Origin of the sequence: Amycolatopsis sp. NPDC049159 (assembly GCF_040648295.1) — a bacterium.
Classification (GTDB): domain Bacteria; phylum Actinomycetota; class Actinomycetes; order Mycobacteriales; family Pseudonocardiaceae; genus Amycolatopsis; species Amycolatopsis pretoriensis_A.
Genome location: NZ_JBEZDL010000001.1, coordinates 643,448 through 661,880, shown reverse-complemented (window position 1 = coordinate 661,880; position 18,433 = coordinate 643,448). Strand labels below are relative to the sequence as shown.

Here is an 18,433-nt window from a genome sequence, read left to right as displayed (position 1 = left end):
CTGTTTCTCACTCACGAGGCGGTTCGGTGCCGGGCTGCCAGCGGATGCCGTAGGCGAAGCCCGGGGCCAGGTGCCGGAACTGGACGTGCACCTCGCCGGCGTCGTCGGCGGTCAGTGCCGTGCCTCGCGGGAACCGGTCGCGCGTGTCGTTCTGGAACGCCCGCTCCAGCCGCACGATCCGGTCCGGCACCTCGTCGCGGAAGCGGACGTGCAGGTCGAACAACTCGCACGGGTGCCGCGGGACGCACACGTAATGCGGTTCTCGCAGCCGCGCCCGGAACCGCAGTGCGATCTCGTGCTGCTGACCGCGCTGCAACGGCACCGGCAATCGCAACGCGAGGCCGACGCGGTCGCTCGACTCCATCTCGCGCTTGGTGAGCACACCGCCGTGGAACACGTCGACCTCGAGATCCGCCGCACTCACCGAATCCCCGGAATTGGCCAGCGTCGTGAGCGTCAGCGCGAGATCGAGTTCACTGATTTCGTCCGCGTCCGCGACCACCCGCCGGATTTCGAACACCTCCGCCACCGGCTGGTCCAGCGCCAGTGAGACGCGCAGTTCTTCGGTGTGCCAACTGCGGCTCGGGTAGGGCGACGGAGACTGCTGCCTGCCCGCCGCCACCGCCATTGCCGCGATCTGCTCGATGCCGTCGTCGATGCGCCGCCGGACGGTGCGGTCGTCGCGGTCCAGCGTGATCGCCGCCCAGTGCACCCGCTCCTGGTAGAACGGCTTCCGGGCGGCTTCGTCCAGCGCGAACGCCGCCAGCAGCGCGATCTTCAGGTCCTCCGGCAGCGTCTCGACGAGCGGGCGCAAGCGATTCACGAGTTTACGCCGGATCTCCACGGTGTCGTCATCTTCCAAAATGCCACATGTGCGGCGCAACGCCGGGCCGACCCGATCGCCGAGCGGTGTGGTGAAAATTGCCCTCCCCTTGCGGAGAATCTTCAGCTCACCGACCACGTCCGCCGCACTCAGGTCCACCGTTCCTCCCCTGCCCGTTCCACGCACGGGGATCAATAATCGTCACCCCCGCGGCCGGTGTCCAGTCGATCATGGCGGGACGAACGGATCGTTATGCCGGGGTTTCCTTTCCTCTCGTTAGCGGAAACAGGAAACTCCTTGTCGGACCGTTCCGATCGGCCGCATTCTTCAAGGGCCGCACCGATTCCGCGGCGATAAACCACAAGACCACGGGATGTTCCCGGGTGCCCGAGTGGCGCCCGCGTGCGCCCAGTCGAAGGAGTCGAAATGAAGGTCGTCTGTTCGTTTTCGCTGCTCCTGCGGCTGGCTTTTCGGCTGACCGCGGCGGCGCTGGTGGCCGGGGTCGTGCTGAGCCACCAGCCGGTCCTCGCCGGCGCGCCGCAGCAGCTCACCCCGGTGGTCGCCGCGTACGGAGAGGAGGTGCGGTAACGATGCAGACCCACGCCATCGGGCTCGTCCTGGCCCTGCTGACCGTCGTGTTCGGCTGAGGCCGGCATGCGACACGACCACGAGCCGGCCGGGGCCGCCGCCCCGGCCGGCCTTCCCGGACGGTGTCCCGGCACCGTCTCCACGGCCATACTTGTCCTTCGACGAGGGTGGGTGCTGATGAGCGAACGAGCGACGTTCGGCGCCGAGCTGCGCCGCCTGCGCCGTGCCGCCGGCCTCTCCCTCACGGAACTGGCGGACCGCGTCCACTACAGCAAGGGCTACCTGAGCAAGGTCGAAACCGGCCTCACGACGCCCAACGCGGCGCTCGCCGCCCTGTGCGAGGCCGAACTCGGCGCGCCCGGGGCGCTCACCGCGCTGCTCCCGCGTGAACCGGCCCGCCGGCGCACCCGGCCCGACGTCCGCCCGTCGGGGCTGCCGCCGGCGACCGCGGACTTCACCGGCCGGGCCGCCGAACTGCAGGCGGTCCGCGACGCGCTCGAAGCCGACGCCGGCGTCTGCGTCGTTTCCGGCATGGGCGGCGTCGGCAAGACCGCGCTCGCGGTCCGCTGCGCCCACCGGCTCGAAGCGGCGTTCGCCGACGGCTGCCTGTTCGTCGACCTCCGCGGCCAGGGCGACACCCCGGTGCCCGCCGCCGCGGTGCACGACCGCCTGCTGCGCGTGCTGGGCGTGCCGGCGGAGCGGATCCCGGCCGACCCCGACGACCGCGCCGCCCTCTACCGCTCGCGGCTGCGCGGCCGCAGCCTGCTGCTCGTGCTGGACAACGCGGGCAGCGCCGCGCAGGTCCGGCCGCTGCTGCCGGCCGAACCGAAGTGCCGCGTCCTGGTCACGACCCGCTCGCGGCTGAGCGCGCTCGACGACGTCCGGCACGTCTCGCTCGACGTGCTGCCCGCCGCCGCCGCGACGGAGCTCGTCTCCGCGCTGACCGGGGCCGGCGAGGTCGACGCCGCCCGGGTGGCGGAGCGGTGCGGCCGGCTGCCGCTGGCCATCCGGATCGCCGCGGCCCGGCTGCGCGCACACCCGGCGTGGGACCTGGCCGAACTCGACCGCCGGCTGGCGAGCGAAGCCGGCCGGCTCGGCCAGCTCGACGACGGCGAACGCAACCTGTCCGCGGTCTTCTCGGTGTCGGCCCGGCAGCTCGGCGCCGCGGAGGCCCGGCTGTTCGGGCTGCTGGCCCTGCACCCGGGCAGCGACTTCGACGTCCTCGCGGCGAGCGCGCTGGCCGGGCTCCCGCCGCGGGAGACCGACCGGCTGCTCGACCGGCTGCACGAGGCGTACCTGGTCACCCAGCCCGCGGCCGACCGCTACGGCTTCCACGACCTCCTGCGCGAGTTCGCCGCCGGGAGCCTGGACGACGAACGGGGCGAGCGGGAACGGGCGTTCGGCAGGCTGGCCGCGTTCGCCGTCCGGGAGGCCGAACGGGCCGACCGGGAACTGGCCCCGCAGCGCTACCGCCCGGACATCGGTTACCCCGCCGGCCTCCCCGAGCCACCGGCGGTCGACGGCGTCACGTGGTTCCGCGCCGAGTGGCCGAACCTGGTGGCGCTCTGCCGCCGGGCCGGCGAGCTGGGCGAACACGACCGGTGCTGGCAGCTCGCGTTCTTCCTGCGCGGCTACTTCTTCCTGGCGAAGCTGTGGGACCCGTGGATCGCGACGCACCGCTGGGCCCGCGCCGCGGCCGAAGCGGCGGGCGACCGGTGGGCGCTGGCCACCACGACGGCCAACCTCGGCGTCGCACTGGTCGACCGCGGCGACCTCGACGGCGCGTCCGAGTGCTACCGCGAAGCGCTGCGGGAGTACCGCGCGATCGGCGACCGCCACGGCGAGGCGACGGCGCTCGCGCACCACGCCTGGGCCGACCACTACCGCGGCGAGCACGCGGCCGCGCTGCGGGCGTTGCGGACGGCGCTGGAGTTCTACGAGCAGACGGGCAGCGAGCGCAACGCCGCCATCACGAACCGCGGCATCGCCCTGGTGCTCGTCGGCCTCGGCGAGGCGGCCGAAGCCGCGGAGCTCGCGACCGGCACACTGGCCGTGTTCGACCGGCTCGACCTGGACTTCGACGCGGCAATGGCGCTGAACTGCCTGGGCTGGGCCCGTTTCCACACCGGCGAGCACGATCTCGCGTCCGCGGCCTACCGCGAGGCGGCGGCGCGGGCGGAAGCCTGCGACAGCAGCCATGAGGCGGCACGCGCGTACACGGGCCTAGGCAACGTGGCGGCCGCCCGCGGTTCGCGCGAGGAGGCGGCCGGGTTCTGGGCCCAAGCCGACAAGATCCACCCCGACCTCGACCCCGTCGTCATCGGCGAAGCCCGCACCCGGCACGCGTAACGAGAACCCACGGGACACCGACTCTGGTGGCGCCCCCGAGCGGACGGAGAACGATGGTGACGCGCCGCCCCCGGGTTTTCGTGTCGTATTCGCACGACGACGAGACCCACAAGACACTCGTGCGCCGGTTCGCCGAGTTCCTGCACCGGCACGTGGGTCTCGAGGTGCACCTGGACCAGTGGGCGGACGGGTACCGCATCGACTGGGCGAAGTGGGCGGCGCGTCAGCTGCAGCAGTCCGACTTCACGCTCGCGATCGCGTCCCCGGTCTACCGGCGGCGGCTCGACGGCGACGAGCCGCCGCAGATCGGCTGGGGCGCCCAGTTCGAGGGCGCCATCCTGCGCAACCAGCTCAGCAGCGACATCGACGAGTACACCGCGCGGATCCTCCCCGTCGTGCTGCCCGGCCGGGCGATCGAAGAGATCCCCGGCTTCCTCACGCCCTATTCCGCGTCGCACTACAAGATCCAGCAGTTCCAGCTGGACGATCCCGGCGTGCAGAGCCTGATCCGGGCGATCGCCGGCCAGGCCGAACACCCCAGGCCCGGCAGCGAGCCGGGGGAGTTCGCCGTTCCCGGTTTCGTCCCGCTCGCGCGGCGCCGGAAACTGTTGCTGACCAACGAATTGAAGCCGGTTTCGAAGGGGCCGGACGTCCGGCTCGGCGCGGTCGGCATCGACGGCACGCACTACGGCAACGGCATCGCCTACCGCTGCTCGATGTTCTGCAGCGAACCCCGCGGCGTCGTCGAATACACCCTCGGGCGGAAGTACAAGAAGTTCGAAGCGACGGTCGGCGTCCTCGACGACGCGAGCGACGCCCAGCAGACCGGCTACTTCGAGGTCTTCCTCGACGGCGTCGCCCACCCCGGGGCCACCGTGAAGCTCGGGTCGCCGGCGCACCTCGGCGTCGACGTCTCCGAAGTGCTCCGGCTGCGGCTCGTGGCCTACCGCACCGACACCACGGTCCACCCGATGCTCGCCGGCGCGCGGATGGCGGGCGGGCTGTCCAACGGCCTGCCCGAACTCGGCTGGGGCGACCCGGTGCTCTACACCTGATCGTGGCCGGTGCGGCCGGGTTGGCGCCCGCCGGGGCCGGGTAACTGTCGATCATGAGCCCGAGGATGTGGCGGCTGCTGATTTCGGGGTCGCTGCGGCTGTTCCTGATCAGCGCCGTCCCGACCGCGGTGCACCTCTCCGTGGTCGTCGGGCTGGCGGCCGGGGTGATCGCCTTCGTCGTGCCCGCACCGCGCGGGCCGGGCGGCACGGGGGCGTCCGGCTAGCCGGCTACCAGCGGCGGAGCTTCTCGGGGTTCCGCACCGCCCACACGCGCCGGATCGCGTCCCCGGCGACGTCGAACGCGATGACGGCCACGACCACGCCCTCCTGGCGGGCGACCAGCCCCGGCCGGCCGTTGACCGCGGTCTCGGTGAGCGTCATCCCGGACACGCGGGTCGCGAGGCCAACGGCGTAGCGCGCGACCCGCTCGCCGCCCTCGACCGGGTGCGGCACCGCGGCCGCCAGGCCTCCGCCGTCGGCCGTCACGGTGGCGTCGGGGTCGAGGAGGCCGAGCAGGCCGTCGATGTCCTTGGCCTCCCAAGCCTCCTTGAAGGCCCGCACGACCGCGGCACTCCCCCGCGACGGCGGCGGGACCGGCCGGACCCGCCGCCGCGCGGTGGAGGCGAGCTGGCGGCACGCGGCCGCCGACCGGTCGAGGACCGCCGCGACCTCGGCGAACGGGTAGCCGAACACGTCGTGCAGGACGAACGCCACCCGCTCGGCCGGCGTCATCGCGTCCAGCACGACGAGGAACGCCACGGTGACCGACTCGGCCAGCGCGACGCGGTCGGCGGGATCCCCGAGCGGGTCTTCGGGCACCGGCTCGGGCAGCCACTCGCCGACGTACCGCTCCCGCCGGACCCGCGCCGACCCGAGCAGGTCGAGGCAGATGCGGCCGGCGACGGTCGTCAGCCACGCGCCCGGGGACTCGATCGCTTCGCGCTGCGGTGCGGACAGCGCGTACCACCGCCCGAAGGCTTCCTGGACGACGTCTTCGGCGTCGGCGAGCGAGCCGAGCAGCCGGTAGGCGAGGCCGGTCAGCTGCCGCCGCTCGTGCACGATCGCAGTGGTCATGACCCCTTGACGAGCTCCGGGGCCGGGTTGTGACACCGGCGTCAGCGGCGCCGCACGCACTTGCCCCGCAGCACGACCGCCACCGGGGTGGCCAGCAGGTCGAGGTCCGCCCGCGGGTCGCGGGCGTAGACCACGGCATCGGCGGGCGCGCCCGGCTCCAGACCGCGCAACCCCAGGTATTCGCGCGCGCTCCACGACGCCGCCGCCAGCGCGTCGTGCGGCCGGACGCCCGCGGCCGCCAGCGCGCGGATCTCCGCCAGGATCCCGCCGTGCGGCAGGGAATCCGTGCCCGCCAGCACCCGCACCCCGGCTTCGGCCGCGGCCGCCGTCAGCGCCGCGTGGACGCGCGCGCCGCTGAGGTACCAAGTCCGCTGTGGACTGTCCGGGGCCTGTTCCCGGCGCGCCAGCCCGGCGTTGACGGCCGACAACGTCGGCGTCAGCGCCGTTCCCCGCGAAGCCATCCGCGCCAGCAGGTCCGGGTCGAGGCACATGCCGTGCTCCAGCGAATCGACGCCCGCCTCGACCGCCGCCGTGCCGCCTTCCGGGTGCTGGCTGTGCACCGCCACCCGCCCGCCGACCGCGTGGACCTCGCGCACGACCGCCGTCAGCACGTCGGCCGGGACCGCGGAGTCGCCGACGCGCCAGTCCGCGATGATCTTCGCCCAGCCGGTCCGCGCGGCCTGCGCCGCCGCCAGTGCGGGCAGCTCGGCGTGGTCCGCGCGGCGGCCCCAGCCGTCGAAGAACTGGCCGTGCTGGGCCAGCCACGGCCCCGCGTGCCGGGCGCGCGGCACGTCCGGGTCCTCGCCGAACCACGGCGGTGGCTCGCCCGGCAGGCCCGGCGAGCGGATCAGCGTGACGCCGGCGTCGACGTGCTGGTGCAGCTGCGCCCGCAGCACCCCGTCGTCCATCGGCTGCCCCGGCTCGGTCGCACCGGGGTGCGTGTGCGCGTCGACCAGGCCCGGCACGAGCCAGCCCTCGCCCACGAGGGTCGCGCCCGGGACCGGGTCGGTGGTCCAGCGGTCGCCGTCGGCGTAGAGGTCGGCGTACTCGCCGTGCGGCAAGGCGTAGCCCCGGATGCGGATCACCACGACACCGAACGTACCCGCGTACGCACCCCGGCGTAGCCGCAAGAGCCGTACGACGGCGGACGCTCCCGGGGGCCCCGGTCCCGAGGATGGGAGGCGTCGAAAAGGAGGCACCATGACGCTCAAGGCCCGGGCCCGGAAGTGGTGGCTGGTGGGGCACATCGTCTCGGCCGGCGCGTGGATCGGGATCGACGCCGTGCTGGGCATCCTGGTCTGCACCGCCCTGCTCACCGGCGACGCCGCCGTCAGCGCCACCGCTCTCCAGGCGCTCAAGCTGTTCGCCGTGTGGCCGATGCTGACCGCCGCGCTCCTCGCCCTCGGCACGGGCGCCGTGCTCGGCCTCGGCTCGAAGTACGGCCTGGTCCGCTACTGGTGGGTCGCCGTCAAGCTCTCGATCAACGTCCTGATGGCGCTGCTGATCCTCTTCGCGCTGCGCTCCGGCGTCGACCAGGCCACCGAGCGGCCCGAGGGCCTGCTCTACCCCGTCGTCGTCGCCCCCTGCCTGTTGCTGTTCGCCAGCGTCCTCGCGGTCTTCAAGCCGTGGGGCCGCGTCCGGAAGGAGTCCCGTGACCCAGCCCGTGGAAACGACCGCGCTGACCAAGCGCTACGGACCGGCCGCCGCCGTCGAGGACCTGAACCTCTCGGTGCCCGCCGGTGAGGTGTACGGCTTCCTCGGCCCCAACGGCGCCGGCAAGACGACGACGCTGCGGATGCTGCTCGGCCTGATCCGGCCGACCTCGGGGAGCGTCCGGGTGCTCGGCGCCGCGCCCGGCCCGGGCAGCCTCACCCGCGTCGGCGCGCTCATCGAAGGCCCCGCGTTCTACCCGTACCTGTCCGGCCGGGCGAACCTGCGGATCCTCGCCGACCACGCCGGGGTGCGGCGGACCCGCGTCGACGCCGTGCTCGACGTCGTCAGCCTCACCGACCGCGCCAAGGACCGGTACTCGACGTACTCGCTCGGCATGAAGCAGCGGCTCGGCCTCGCCGCGGCGCTGCTGAAGGACCCCGAGCTGATCGTCCTGGACGAGCCGACCAACGGCCTCGACCCGGCCGGCATGGCCGACATGCGGGTCACCCTGCGCAAGCTCGCCGCGGACGGCTGCACCGTGCTGCTGTCCAGCCACCTGCTGGCCGAGGTCGAGCAGATCTGCGACCGCGTCGGCGTGCTCGACCACGGGCGGCTCGTCATCGAGACCACCGTCGCGGACCTGCGGGCGGGCGGCGCGCTGCGCGTCGTCGCCGAGCCGCTCGAACAGGCCCGCGACCACCTGCGCCGGTACTACCCGCGGGTCCGGGTCGACGGCCGGGCCCTCGAACTCGACGTCGAGCCCGCCGAAGCCGGCCGGGTGAACGCCGGGCTCGTCGGCGCCGGCTGCGTCGTCAGCGAGCTGCGCTGGCACGAACCCGACCTGGAACAGACCTTCCTCGCCCTGACCGGAGGCACCCCCGATGCTGCTTGACATCCGCGCCGAGCTGCTCAAGCAGACCCGCCGCCCGGCGAGCTGGCTGCTGCTGGCCGTCGCCGTCGTGCTGAGCCTGACCTTCGGCTACGCCGTCCCGTACGCCGGGCTGAGCGGGGCCACGTCCGGGCCACCCGGCTCGAACCGCGGGCTGGCGGCGATGCTGCCGGACGCCTTCATCGGCAGTGCGCTGGGCGGGCTGCCGATCTTCGTCGGGGCCCTCGCGCTGATCTTCGGCGTGCTGGTCGCCGGCAGCGAGTACGGGTACGGCACGTGGAAAACGGTGCTGGTGCAGCACCCGTCGCGGATCGCGGTCTACGGCGCGAAGCTGGTCACCGTCGCGCTCGCCGCGCTGGCCGTCGTGCTCGCGCTGTTCGCGGCGACGGCGGGCGCGAGCGCGCTCGTCGCGGCGCTGCGGGACCAGCCGCTGACCTGGCCGCCGGTCTTCGACGTCGTCCGCGGCCTCGGCGCCGGCTGGCTGGTCACGACGATGTGGGGCGCCCTCGGCGTGCTGCTCGCGATCGGCCTGCGCTCGGTCGCGCTGCCGATCGGGCTCGGCCTGGTCTGGCTGCTGGCCGTGCAGAACCTCCTGGCGTCGATCGCCGCGCCGCTGCTGGACTGGGTCGCGCAGCTGCAGAAGGGGCTGCCGGGGCCGAACGCGGGCGCGCTGGCCGCCGCGTTCGGGGCGAGCGCGCCGGGGGTCGAGCCGATCGTCGGGTCCGGGCAGGCCGCCGTCGTGCTGGCCGCGTACGTCGTCGGTTTCGGCGTCCTCGGCGGGTGGCTGCTGCACCGGCGTGACATCGCCTGAGCGCCCGGTGCGGTGCGCTTGTACCCGGTCACGCGCGGTGTAGTGTTTCCCGGTCCGACCGGCAGGCGTGACCCCACGTGAGGTGCGATGACAGTGCGGCGGTACCCGGTCGCGATCCTGCTCGTCGTCGTCACGGCGGTCGTGGTCGTGGTCAACGGGTTCGCGTTCTGGGGCGACGCCTTCGCGTTGTGGATCGACGACGCCATGCAGCTCGGCGCCGGGCTGACCGCGGTCGGCTGCGGCGTCGTCGTCGCCCGCCGGTTCCGCGGGCACCAGCGCTGGTGGCGGGTCCTGGTCGCGATCGGCATGGCCGGCTGGTCGCTCGGGCAGTGCGTCTGGTCCTGGTACCAGCTGATCGACGGGCGCGGGCTGCCGTCGCCGTCGCTGGCCGACGTCGGCTACCTGAGCTTCCCGGTGTTCGCGCTCGCCGCCCTGTTCGTGCTGGCCAGGGCGCGGGTCCGGCCGGACCGCGAACGCTGGCAGCCCGCGCAGTGGACGGCGCACTTCGGCGTCGCGCTGGTGCTCGACGGCCTGATCGTCACCGGCTCGCTGTTCATCCTCACCTGGACCGCGGCGCTCGCCCAGCTGGTCCGCGCCACCGCGCCGGACAAGCTGACCTGGGCGGTCGCGATCTCCTACCCGCTGTCGGACCTGGTGATCGTGGTCGTCGCGGTGCTGCTGGTCGTGTTCGACCGGGTGGACCGGCCCTACCGCGCGAACCTGCTGCTGGCCGCGGTCGGGATCGTCGCGCTCGCCGCGTCCGACAGCGTGTTCGCCTACCTGGTCAGCATCGGCGCGGAGAGCATGAAGCCGTGGTCGGACGGCGGGTTCGTGCTCGGCCCGCTGTTCATCGCGTACGCGCTGCTGGCCACGCCGGGCAGCCGGCGGCGCGACGACGCGAACCAGCCGGTCGGGATCGACTGGTGGCAGCTGGCGCTGCCGTACGTGCCGGTCACCGCGGTCGCGCTGCTGATCACCGTGCAGGTGGTGGCCGGTGCGGGCCCGGACGCCGTCGAGGTCTACGTCGGCGTGCTCGTGGTGTTCCTCGTGCTCGCCCGGCAGCTGCTTTCCCTGCTGGACAACCGGTTGCTGCTGCGCCGTGTGTACGAAGGCCAGCAGCAGCTGACCCACCAGGCCTACCACGACCCGCTGACCGGGCTGGCCAACCGCGCGCTGTTCGCCGACCGGCTGGACCGCGCCGTCGAGAGCGGGCCGCGGCCGCTGGTGCTGATCTTCGTCGACCTCGACGACTTCAAGGAGGTCAACGACCGCTTCGGCCACGCGGGCGGCGACGTCCTGCTGCACGCGGTCGCCCAGCGGCTGCTGAGCTGCGTGCGCGCGGGCGACACGGTGGCGCGGCTCGGCGGCGACGAGTTCGCGATCCTCCTGGAGGGTGAGGTGGACGCGCCGCAGGCCGTCGCCGACCGGATCCAGGGCGTGCTGCGGCGGCCGTTCGCGGTGCACGGCACGCTGGTCCCGGTCCGGGCGAGCATGGGCCTGGTGGTGCCGGACCCGGCCGAACCGCTGATCACGTCGGACGTGCTGCTCGGCCGCGCCGACACGTCGATGTACGCGGGCAAGCGGCTCGGCAAGGACACCACGGTGGTGTACCGCCCCTCCGAAGACGGCCCGCCCGACTTCCCCTCGGCCCTGCGCCGCGCGGACGGCGGCATCCCGGCGGGCTTCGGCCTGGTGTTCCAGCCGATCGTCCGGCTGCCGGACGCGACCCCGGTGGCGGTCGAGGCGCTGGCCCGGTGGACCACGCACGACGGGACGTCGGTCTCGCCCGAAACGTTCGTCCGCGCCGCCGAAGGCGCCGGGATGGGCGCGGAACTGGACGCGCTGGTGCTGGACCTGGCCTGCCGCGAGATCACCGCGGCCGGCGTCGACCTGACGGTGCACGTCAACGTGTGCGCCAGCCGCCTCGGCGCCGAGGCGCTGGAGCAGAGCGTCGCGGCGAGCCTCGCCCGCTACGGCCTGCCCGCGGAGCGGCTCATCGTGGAGATCACCGAGACGGTCCCGGTCCCGGACCTCGCCGCCGGCGCCGCCGCGATCCGCCGCCTGCAGGCCCTCGGCGTCCGGGTGGCGCTCGACGACTTCGGGGCCGGGTACAGCTCGCTGACCGTGCTGCACGCACTGCCGGTCGACCAGATCAAGCTGGACCGCGCGCTGACGACCGGCATCCAGCCCGAGCGCGACGCGGCGCTGTGCCGCTCGCTGGTCGCGCTGTGCCGCGACCTCGACGTGGCGGTGGTCGCGGAGGGCATCGAGACGGCCGAGCAGGCCGAACTGGTCACCCGGGCGGGCTGCCCCACCGCCCAGGGCTACCGGTTCGGCCACCCGGCCCCGCTGTCCTCGCTACGGCTCTCGGCCGCCCCGCTCACCGCGGGCTGAAGATGTCCGGCTCTCCGCCGACACGTCATGAAAGACCCTTTCACCTCGCCAGACGCGATGAACGACTCTTTCATGGCGTCCGGTCCCGGGACTCCCGGCTAGCCCGCCGACACCCCCGGCGGCAGCACCCCGAAGATCGTCGCCGTCGAGCCCGCGCCCCGGCGGTTGATCGGGCCGCCCGCCAGTACCCACGCCCCCGTCGTGGGCAGCGCTTTCAGGTTGGCCAGGATCTCCAGGCTGATCCGGTGCCGCCGGTAGACCAGCTTCGACACCGTGTACGTCTCGTCGGTGCCGACGTCCGGGCTGAACGTGTCGGTGCCGGTGCCGCCGCGGCGGCCCAGCCGTCCGGTGTCGATCAGCCAGCGGACCGCGGGGATCGAGAAGCCCGGCTGGTGCAGCACGCCGTCCGCGCCGGTGTTCGGGTAGGCCGGGGTGCCCCACTTGGCGTCCCAGCCGGTCCACAGCACCACGACGCTCTCGTCGGGGATGCGGCCGTTGCGCCGCTCCCACGCCTTGAGGTCGTCGATCGTCACCGCGTAGTCCGGGTTGTGTGCCGCCTTCGCTCTTACGTCGATCTTGACGGCGGGCCGGAACAGATCCCCGGGGTCCATGTCGTCGGCCAGCGGCTCGCCGGTGGTGAAGTGGCCGGGCGCGCCCCAGTGCGTGCCGGTGTGCTCGCCTTCGCGGACGAACTGCAGGTAGTAGCCGTCGTCGGGGATCGTGGCGATGGTTTCCAGCTCGAAGGCCGGGTCGCCGGGGAAGACGTTGGTCGTCGCCGGGTCGTTGACGTGCGAGAGGCTGACCAGGTTCAGCTGGTCGAGGCGCACCGGCGGGGTCGCCGCCTGCGCCGTCCGCCCGGTCAGCGCGGTACCGAACACCCCGGCCAGCCCCGCGGCCAGCACCCTGCGTCTCATCGGCATGGGGATCACCTTTCCCACCAGTGCCGCCCGTGCGGCGTCTCGCACGGTGATATCACCCAGGCTCGGCGCGGCCAAGGAGTTGCGCGAGGATGGACGGCATGGACGACTCCGAAGACCGCGCCGACGACGGCATCCTCGACCCCGAGGACACCTTGGACGACCGCGACGAACTGGCCGAGGGCTACTCCCCGCCGGAACGCGCGCAGGCGACCGAAGGCTGGGGCACCACCGCCCGCGAGACGGCGGAAGGCGAGAGCTGGGAAGCGCGGCTGGCGCGTGAAGTACCGGACCTGTCGTCGGACGAGGACGGCGACGGCCTCGGCGACAGCGACGACACCGACGGCGAGCTCGTGGACGACGAGGTCGGCGACGTCCGCGCGGGCCGGCTGGTCGCCACGGACGAAGGCGCCGGCGAGGACGCCGACGAAGAGCTGTACGCGTCGGACGCGGGCATCGACGGCGGCGCGGCCTCGGCCGAAGAGGCCGCCGTCCACGTGATCGACCCGTCGCGCCGCTGGTAAGGTGACGGAACGGACCCGGGGTTCGAGGGTGCCCGGGCCCGCTCCGTTCCCCCCGCCGGATCGACGGTGGCCGGTGGAGTAGCCGGCCACCACGGGGAAAGACGATCCGGCCCCGCGGCCGTGGCAGGGAACACGAACCGCCCCCTCGACGGTTCGTGCCGGCGCCACCGACTCGCTCCACGGTGCCCGACGGGCCTTGCACGAACCTTGCCCGCCGCTTGCCGGGGTCGGTTACAGTGGGCGGCCGGGCGGGCACGGGAGGGGCATCGGTGCGGTTCAGGCTGCTGGGCGAGCTCGACGTCCACGCCGGCGACCGGGCGGTGGAGATCCGGCGGCCCCGCCTGCAGGGGCTGCTCATCGCGCTGCTGACCGACCTCGACAAGGTGGTGCCCGCCGACGTCCTCGCCGCGCGGATCTGGGGCGAGCGGCTGCCCGCCCAGCCGCGCAACGCCTTGTACAGCTACGTTTCCCGGCTGCGCACGGCACTCGGGGAAGCGCTCATCACGCAGCGCTCCGGCGGCTACCTGCTCTCGGCGGATCCCGACGCGGTCGACCTGCACGTCTTCCGGCGCCTGCTCGGTGAGGCCGGCGCGACCGCCGACGCCGGGGAGAAGGCCGCGCTGCTGACCCGGGCCCTGGCCCTGTGGACCGGCGAACCGTTCGGCAGCCTCGACACGCCGTGGTTCGTGAACCAGCGGGAAGCCCTCGCGAGCCGCCGCCTCGGCGCGCGGCTGGACCTCGCCGACCTCGAGCTGGACGGCGACCGCCCCGGTGAGCTGGTCCCCGAGCTGGCCGCACTGGCCGAAGCCCACCCGCTGGACGAGCGCGTGCGGGGCCTGCTGGTGCTCGCGCTGCACCGGGCCGGCCGCCAGGGCGACGCCCTGCGCGAGTACGACCGGATCCGCCGCCTGCTGGCCGAGGAGCTCGGCACCGACCCCGGCGCGGCGCTGCGGCAGGTGCACGAACGGGTCCTGCGCGGCGACTCGCGCCCGCGCGCCGCCGCGGGGCGGCCGGTCCCGCACCAGCTGCCGGCGGCCCCGGCGACGTTCGTCGGCCGCGCCGGCCTGCTCGCGGAACTCGACCGGGCGGCGGAAACCGCCGGCCCGGTGGTGATTTCGGCGATCGGCGGCGCGGGCGGGATCGGGAAGACGTGGCTGGCGCTGCACTGGGCGTCCGGGAAGCTCGCCGAATTCCCCGACGGGCAGCTGTACGTGAACCTGCGCGGCTTCGACCCGGTCGCCGAGCCGATGCCGGTTTCGGTCGCGGTGCGCGGGTTCCTGCACGCGCTGGGCGTGGACGGCGCCGCGGTGCCGCCGGACCCGGACGCCCAGCTCGCGCTGTACCGCAGCCTGCTGGCGGGAAAGCGCGTTCTGGTCGTGCTCGACAACGCCGCCGACAGCGGGCAGGCCGCCCCGCTGCTGCCCGGCAGTCCCACCTGCCGCGTGCTGGTGACCAGCCGGAACCGGCTCGGCGGGCTGGTGGCGGCGCACGGGGCCCGGCCGGTGCCGCTGGACGTGCTGTCCGCGCGCGAGGCGCGGGAACTGCTCGACCGGCAGATCGGTCCCGGGCGGCTCGACGACGCGACGGCCGCCGAGCTGATCCGGCTCTGCGCCGGGCTGCCGCTGGCGCTGGGCATCGTGGGGGCCCGCGCGGCGACGTCACCGGAACTGCCGCCGTCGCTGCTGGCGGAGGAACTGCGCGACCAGGCGGCGCGGCTGGACGGGCTGGACGCGGGCGAAGCGGGGTTGAGCCTGCGGACGGTGTTCTCGTGGTCCCTGCGCCACCTGACGGCCGAGGCGTCGGCGTTGTTCGGCCTGCTGGCCACCGCACCCGGGCCCGACCTCGGCCTCCCCGCGGCGGCGGCGCTGGCCGGCCGGCCGCCCGCCGCGACGCGGACGGTGCTGCGCGCGCTGGAAAACGCGCACCTGCTGACGCGCACGGCGAGCGGCCGCTACCGGATGCACGACCTGGTCCGGCTCTACGCGTCCGAAGAGGCGGAACGGGCGCTGCCCGCCGACGTCCGCGAGGCCGCGCTGCGGCGGGTGACCGACTTCTACCTCCAGACGTCCTGGCACGGGCACCTCGCGATCGAACCGCTCCAGACGCCGATCCCGATCGAGCCGCCGCTGCCCGGCGTCGAGCCGCAGCGGTTCACCGGCCAGGCCGAGGCGGTGCGCTGGTTCGCCGCCGAGCACGCCTGCCTGACCGCCACGACCGAGCTGGCGGCGGCGCGGGCGTGGCACACGCAGGTCTGGCAGCTGGCCTGGCTGCTCAACGAATTCCGCGCCCGCCAAGGACAGCTGCGCGAGCGCGAGGCCGCGGGCCGCCTCGCACTGGCGGCCGCCGAACAGCTCGGCGACGTCACCGCGCAGCTGATCGCGTACCGGATCCACGCCAGCGCCGGCATTTTCGCGGGCCACCCCGAAGTGGCGCTCGAGGGCCTGCCGCGCGCGCTGGCGCTGGCCGAGCGCGCGGGCGACCGCTTGCAGCAGGCGCACCTGCACTACGTCCTGGCCGGCGCGTGGGAGTACCACTCCCAGGACTACCGGGCCGAACTCGAGCAGTGCGAACGCATCTTCGAGCTGATCGAGCCGGACGACGCACCCCGCCTCTACATCCGGGCCCTCGACCTGGTCGGCTTCTGCCACCTGCAGTGGAGCGACTGGCCGGGCGCCCGCCACTGGCTCGACCGGGCCGTCGAGGTGGCCCGCGAGTACGGCGACCCGGACGGCGAAGCGCACGCGATCGGCAACTTGGGTTTCGTCGCCCTGCGCAGCGGAAACTGGGCGGAGGCCGTCGGCCACCTGGAGCGGGCGGTCGCCATCTTGACGACGATCGGCAACGAGCGCCACGCGGCGTTCTTCCTGGTGGCCCTCGGCGACAGCTATCGCCTGGTGGGCCGCGAGGACGACGCTCGCCGGGTGCTCGACGACGCGCTCGCCCGGTACCGGGCGCACCCGGAAGGCGCACAGCTCAAGGAAGTGGAGGCGTGCTTCCTCGCCCTCGAACCGGCCGGCTGACGTCGGCCCAAGCACCCCGATGTGGCTCGTGCTGGCTCAGTACCAGCAGAGCACGCAACAAGGTGGTGGCGTGGCGGGGGTGGCAGCGGAGCTTGGTGAGGATCCGCGTTCGCCCGCTGCTGTCCCTTGGTCAACGGCCGTTTCGCCTCAGCCATGTACGGGTCAACACAACCTGCTCACACGACCCGCCGCACCCCGCGCAGTCCCGGGTCTCGCGGACGTCTTTGTGCCAGCCGTGAAACCCCTTGCCCCCGGCCGGGGACAGACCATGCTCGTGCAGCCGCTCCCGCAACCCCATCCACCAGCACCACCGCCGCACCTCGCGCGCACAGCCGCCGCAGGACCCGGTCCAGCCGGGATGCGCGGGCGGCGAGCAACCTGATGACTTCCGGCACCCAGCGTCGCACCGTGCTGGCCGAGATCCCCTGACCGCCGCCGATGTCAGCCAGTCACTGGTCGTGGCGCAGCACCGCCAGCACCACCAGTGCCTGCTCCGCGGGGGTGGCTTTGCGCCACCGGGACCGCACCTGCCGCCGTCGGGTGCGGATCAGGTCGGCGACCATCTGCAGGTTCCGACGCGAGAGAGCGGGAGGGTGACCTGGTAAGAAATGGGGTCGAAGCCCTCGGCCAACCAGCCCGGCCAGACTGCTCTCACCAGTACAAACCACGATGAAAAAAGCCCATTGGGGCGCTTGCCCGGCCGCGGTCACCGGACCTCGGACGCGCGGCGCTAAGCGCGGTTGTACTCACGGACCGCGTCGAGGTACTCCGAAATCGCGTCCCGGTTGCGCAGCAAGCACTCCGCGCGCCGTGCCATCCGGTCGCGCTCCGCCTCCAGCGTCGCCAGCATCTCCGGCGTGGCGTCCGGGAAGTAGATCGCCCGCGGCTTGTCCAGGCACGGCAGGATCTGCTTGATGATCCGCGTCGGCAACCCGGCGTCGAGCAGCCCGCGCACCTGGATCACCCGGTCGACCGTCGGCTCGTCGTAATCCCGGTAGCCGTTCGCCCCGCGGGAAGCGATGATCAGTCCCTGCTCCTCGTAGTACCGGAGCAGCCGGCGTGCGGTGCCGGTGCGTTCCGCCAGCTCGCCGATCCGCATGTGCGCCACCTCACGTAGACCTTCACACGTATGTGAAGGTCTGAGCATAGCCGCATGACGATCTCCCGCAGCCGGACGGCGACGCCCGCCCTCCTCGCGTTGACCACCGCCGCGTTCGTCACCGTGCTCACCGAGGCGCTGCCCGCCGGGGTGCTGCCCGGGATGAGCGCCGGGCTCGGCGTCGGCGAGGCCGCCGCCGGGCAGGCCGTGACGATCTACGCGCTCGGCACCGCGCTCACCGCGATCCCGCTCGCCGCGGCCACCGCGGCCTGGCCCCGCAAGCGTTTGCTGCTCGCCGGCGTCGCCGGGTTCGCCGTGGCCAACACGGTGACGACGCTGTCGGCGGACTACGCGCTGACGATGGTGGCGCGATTCGTCGCCGGGATCGCCGCGGGCGTGGTCTGGGCGCTGCTCGCCGGGTACGCGCGCCGGCTCGTCCCGGACCGCCAGGGCAAAGCGATCGCGGTCGTGATGGCGGGCATCCCGCTGGCGCTGTCGCTCGGCATTCCCGCGGGCACGTTCCTCGGCGACCTGCTCGGCTGGCGCTGGGCGTTCGGCGTCATGTCGGCGATCGCGGCCGTGCTGCTGGCCTGGATCGCCGCGCGGGTCCCGGACCAGCCCGGGCAGGCGGGCGGCCGGTTCCCGGTCCGGCGCACGCTCACCGTGCCGGGCGTGGCACCGGTGCTCGCCGTGACGCTCGTGTTCGTCCTGGCGCACACCGTGCTCTACACCTACATCGCGACCTTCCTGGCCCACGCCGGGCTGGGCGGCGCCGTCGACGTCGTCCTGCTGGTGTTCGGCGTCGCGTCGATGGCGGGCATCGGGATCGTCGGCGCGCTGATCGACCGTGCCCTGCGCACCCTGACGGTCCTCAGCACGATCCTGGTCGCCGTGGCGGCCACGGTGCTGGCGACGTTCTCGGGCAGCCCGGCCCTCGTCTACGTCGCCGTGGCGCTGTGGGGACTCGGCTGGGGCGGCGTCCCGACGTTGCTCCAGACGGCGGCGGGGAACGCGGGCGGCGAGGCGGCGGACAACGCGCAGGCCATGCTCGTCACGCTGTGGAACGCGGCGATGGCCGCGGGCGGGGTGGCCGGCGGCGTCCTGCTCGACGCCGCCGGGCCTTCATCGTTCCCCTGGACGCTGCTCGTGCTCCTGCTGCCGGTGCTGGCCGTGGTGCTCGGCGCCCGGCGGCACGGATTCCCCTCCCGCACAGCGTCCTGAGTGGACGAAGGGCCCG

The 18,433-nt window shown here is 73.7% G+C and carries 16 protein-coding genes; 11 read left to right on the top strand and 5 right to left on the bottom strand.

Features of this window, described 5'->3' with window-relative positions; genetic code table 11:
- Nucleotides 1-7: 7 nt before the first annotated feature.
- The gene (locus tag AB0B33_RS03140) at nt 8-982 is read right to left on the bottom strand and encodes a hypothetical protein (RefSeq protein ID WP_360766128.1); all 975 of its coding nucleotides are present in this window, start codon (nt 980-982) and stop codon (nt 8-10) included.
- A gap of 267 nt (nt 983-1,249) precedes the next feature.
- On the opposite strand from AB0B33_RS03140, the gene AB0B33_RS03135 reads away from it, so the two are divergent.
- The 4 genes from AB0B33_RS03135 to AB0B33_RS03120 all read left to right on the top strand — a co-directional run bounded on the left by AB0B33_RS03135 (nt 1,250) and on the right by AB0B33_RS03120 (nt 5,039).
- Entirely contained in the window at nt 1,250-1,411 is a 162-nt protein-coding gene (locus AB0B33_RS03135) for a hypothetical protein (RefSeq protein ID WP_360766125.1), read from the top strand.
- A 177-nt stretch (nt 1,412-1,588) separates the two neighbouring features.
- Nucleotides 1,589-3,760: a helix-turn-helix domain-containing protein gene (locus AB0B33_RS03130; RefSeq protein ID WP_360766122.1), complete on the top strand. Its 2,172-nt coding sequence runs from the start codon at nt 1,589-1,591 to the stop codon at nt 3,758-3,760.
- Nucleotides 3,761-3,813: 53 nt separating this feature from the next.
- A complete protein-coding gene (locus AB0B33_RS03125; RefSeq protein ID WP_360766119.1) occupies nt 3,814-4,815 on the top strand; it encodes an SEFIR domain-containing protein in 1,002 nt (333 codons plus the stop codon).
- Nucleotides 4,816-4,868: 53 nt separating this feature from the next.
- Nucleotides 4,869-5,039 carry a hypothetical protein gene (locus AB0B33_RS03120; RefSeq protein WP_360766116.1) on the top strand — a complete coding sequence of 57 codons (171 nt, stop codon included), beginning with the start codon at nt 4,869-4,871 and terminating at the stop codon, nt 5,037-5,039.
- Between the two features lie 4 nt (nt 5,040-5,043).
- Here the strand turns inward: AB0B33_RS03120 and sigJ are convergent, their stop codons facing one another.
- Together sigJ and AB0B33_RS03110 are read right to left on the bottom strand one after the other, a co-directional pair.
- Nucleotides 5,044-5,889 (bottom strand): RNA polymerase sigma factor SigJ, encoded by an 846-nt coding sequence (gene sigJ / locus AB0B33_RS03115; RefSeq protein ID WP_360766113.1) that lies wholly within the window; start codon nt 5,887-5,889, stop codon nt 5,044-5,046.
- Nucleotides 5,890-5,930: 41 nt separating this feature from the next.
- A complete protein-coding gene (locus AB0B33_RS03110; protein WP_360766109.1) occupies nt 5,931-6,977 on the bottom strand; it encodes an amidohydrolase family protein in 1,047 nt (348 codons plus the stop codon).
- A 112-nt stretch (nt 6,978-7,089) separates the two neighbouring features.
- Here AB0B33_RS03110 and AB0B33_RS03105 point away from each other — a divergent pair, with 112 nt between their 5' ends.
- From AB0B33_RS03105 to AB0B33_RS03090, 4 genes are all read left to right on the top strand, one after another.
- Nucleotides 7,090-7,632, top strand: coding sequence for a hypothetical protein (locus AB0B33_RS03105; protein ID WP_247019605.1), 543 nt, complete (start codon nt 7,090-7,092; stop codon nt 7,630-7,632).
- A complete protein-coding gene (locus AB0B33_RS03100; protein WP_360766106.1) occupies nt 7,541-8,434 on the top strand; it encodes an ABC transporter ATP-binding protein in 894 nt (297 codons plus the stop codon). Before AB0B33_RS03105 ends, AB0B33_RS03100 begins: the two co-directional genes overlap by 92 nt.
- Nucleotides 8,424-9,242 (top strand): ABC transporter permease, encoded by an 819-nt coding sequence (locus AB0B33_RS03095; protein ID WP_360766103.1) that lies wholly within the window; start codon nt 8,424-8,426, stop codon nt 9,240-9,242. Before AB0B33_RS03100 ends, AB0B33_RS03095 begins: the two co-directional genes overlap by 11 nt.
- A gap of 87 nt (nt 9,243-9,329) precedes the next feature.
- Nucleotides 9,330-11,636, top strand: a complete 2,307-nt coding sequence (locus tag AB0B33_RS03090) for a bifunctional diguanylate cyclase/phosphodiesterase (RefSeq protein ID WP_360766100.1) — start codon at nt 9,330-9,332, stop codon at nt 11,634-11,636.
- Between the two features lie 98 nt (nt 11,637-11,734).
- On the opposite strand, the gene AB0B33_RS03085 is transcribed toward AB0B33_RS03090, so the two are convergent.
- Nucleotides 11,735-12,556 carry a cyclase family protein gene (locus AB0B33_RS03085; protein WP_360766097.1) on the bottom strand — a complete coding sequence of 274 codons (822 nt, stop codon included), beginning with the start codon at nt 12,554-12,556 and terminating at the stop codon, nt 11,735-11,737.
- A gap of 89 nt (nt 12,557-12,645) precedes the next feature.
- Here AB0B33_RS03085 and AB0B33_RS03080 point away from each other — a divergent pair, with 89 nt between their 5' ends.
- Nucleotides 12,646-13,077 carry a DUF5709 domain-containing protein gene (locus AB0B33_RS03080; protein WP_247019596.1) on the top strand — a complete coding sequence of 144 codons (432 nt, stop codon included), beginning with the start codon at nt 12,646-12,648 and terminating at the stop codon, nt 13,075-13,077.
- Nucleotides 13,078-13,346: 269 nt separating this feature from the next.
- Complete coding sequence (locus AB0B33_RS03075; protein WP_360766094.1) at nt 13,347-16,097, top strand: BTAD domain-containing putative transcriptional regulator; 2,751 nt, start codon at nt 13,347-13,349, stop codon at nt 16,095-16,097.
- Between the two features lie 730 nt (nt 16,098-16,827).
- On the opposite strand, the gene AB0B33_RS03070 is transcribed toward AB0B33_RS03075, so the two are convergent.
- Nucleotides 16,828-17,196, bottom strand: coding sequence for a MerR family transcriptional regulator (locus AB0B33_RS03070; RefSeq protein ID WP_247019591.1), 369 nt, complete (start codon nt 17,194-17,196; stop codon nt 16,828-16,830).
- A 54-nt stretch (nt 17,197-17,250) separates the two neighbouring features.
- Between AB0B33_RS03070 and AB0B33_RS03065 the strand changes: the two genes are divergently transcribed.
- Entirely contained in the window at nt 17,251-18,417 is a 1,167-nt protein-coding gene (locus AB0B33_RS03065) for an MFS transporter (RefSeq protein ID WP_360766088.1), read from the top strand.
- Nucleotides 18,418-18,433 lie beyond the last annotated feature (16 nt).

Bases quoted from the DNA above. Each gene is read 5' to 3' on its own strand.
- sigJ (WP_360766113.1), bottom strand. From the start codon at position 5,889: ATGACCACTGCGATCGTGCACGAGCGGCGGCAGCTGACCGGCCTCGCC.
- AB0B33_RS03085 (WP_360766097.1), bottom strand. From the start codon at position 12,556: ATGCCGATGAGACGCAGGGTGCTGGCCGCGGGGCTGGCCGGGGTGTTC.
- AB0B33_RS03065 (WP_360766088.1), top strand. From the start codon at position 17,251: ATGACGATCTCCCGCAGCCGGACGGCGACGCCCGCCCTCCTCGCGTTG.
- AB0B33_RS03080 (WP_247019596.1), top strand. From the start codon at position 12,646: ATGGACGGCATGGACGACTCCGAAGACCGCGCCGACGACGGCATCCTC.
- AB0B33_RS03070 (WP_247019591.1), bottom strand. From the start codon at position 17,196: ATGCGGATCGGCGAGCTGGCGGAACGCACCGGCACCGCACGCCGGCTG.
- AB0B33_RS03090 (WP_360766100.1), top strand. From the start codon at position 9,330: ATGACAGTGCGGCGGTACCCGGTCGCGATCCTGCTCGTCGTCGTCACG.
- AB0B33_RS03095 (WP_360766103.1), top strand. From the start codon at position 8,424: ATGCTGCTTGACATCCGCGCCGAGCTGCTCAAGCAGACCCGCCGCCCG.
- AB0B33_RS03135 (WP_360766125.1), top strand. From the start codon at position 1,250: ATGAAGGTCGTCTGTTCGTTTTCGCTGCTCCTGCGGCTGGCTTTTCGG.
- AB0B33_RS03105 (WP_247019605.1), top strand. From the start codon at position 7,090: ATGACGCTCAAGGCCCGGGCCCGGAAGTGGTGGCTGGTGGGGCACATC.
- AB0B33_RS03130 (WP_360766122.1), top strand. From the start codon at position 1,589: ATGAGCGAACGAGCGACGTTCGGCGCCGAGCTGCGCCGCCTGCGCCGT.
- AB0B33_RS03120 (WP_360766116.1), top strand. From the start codon at position 4,869: ATGAGCCCGAGGATGTGGCGGCTGCTGATTTCGGGGTCGCTGCGGCTG.
- AB0B33_RS03125 (WP_360766119.1), top strand. From the start codon at position 3,814: ATGGTGACGCGCCGCCCCCGGGTTTTCGTGTCGTATTCGCACGACGAC.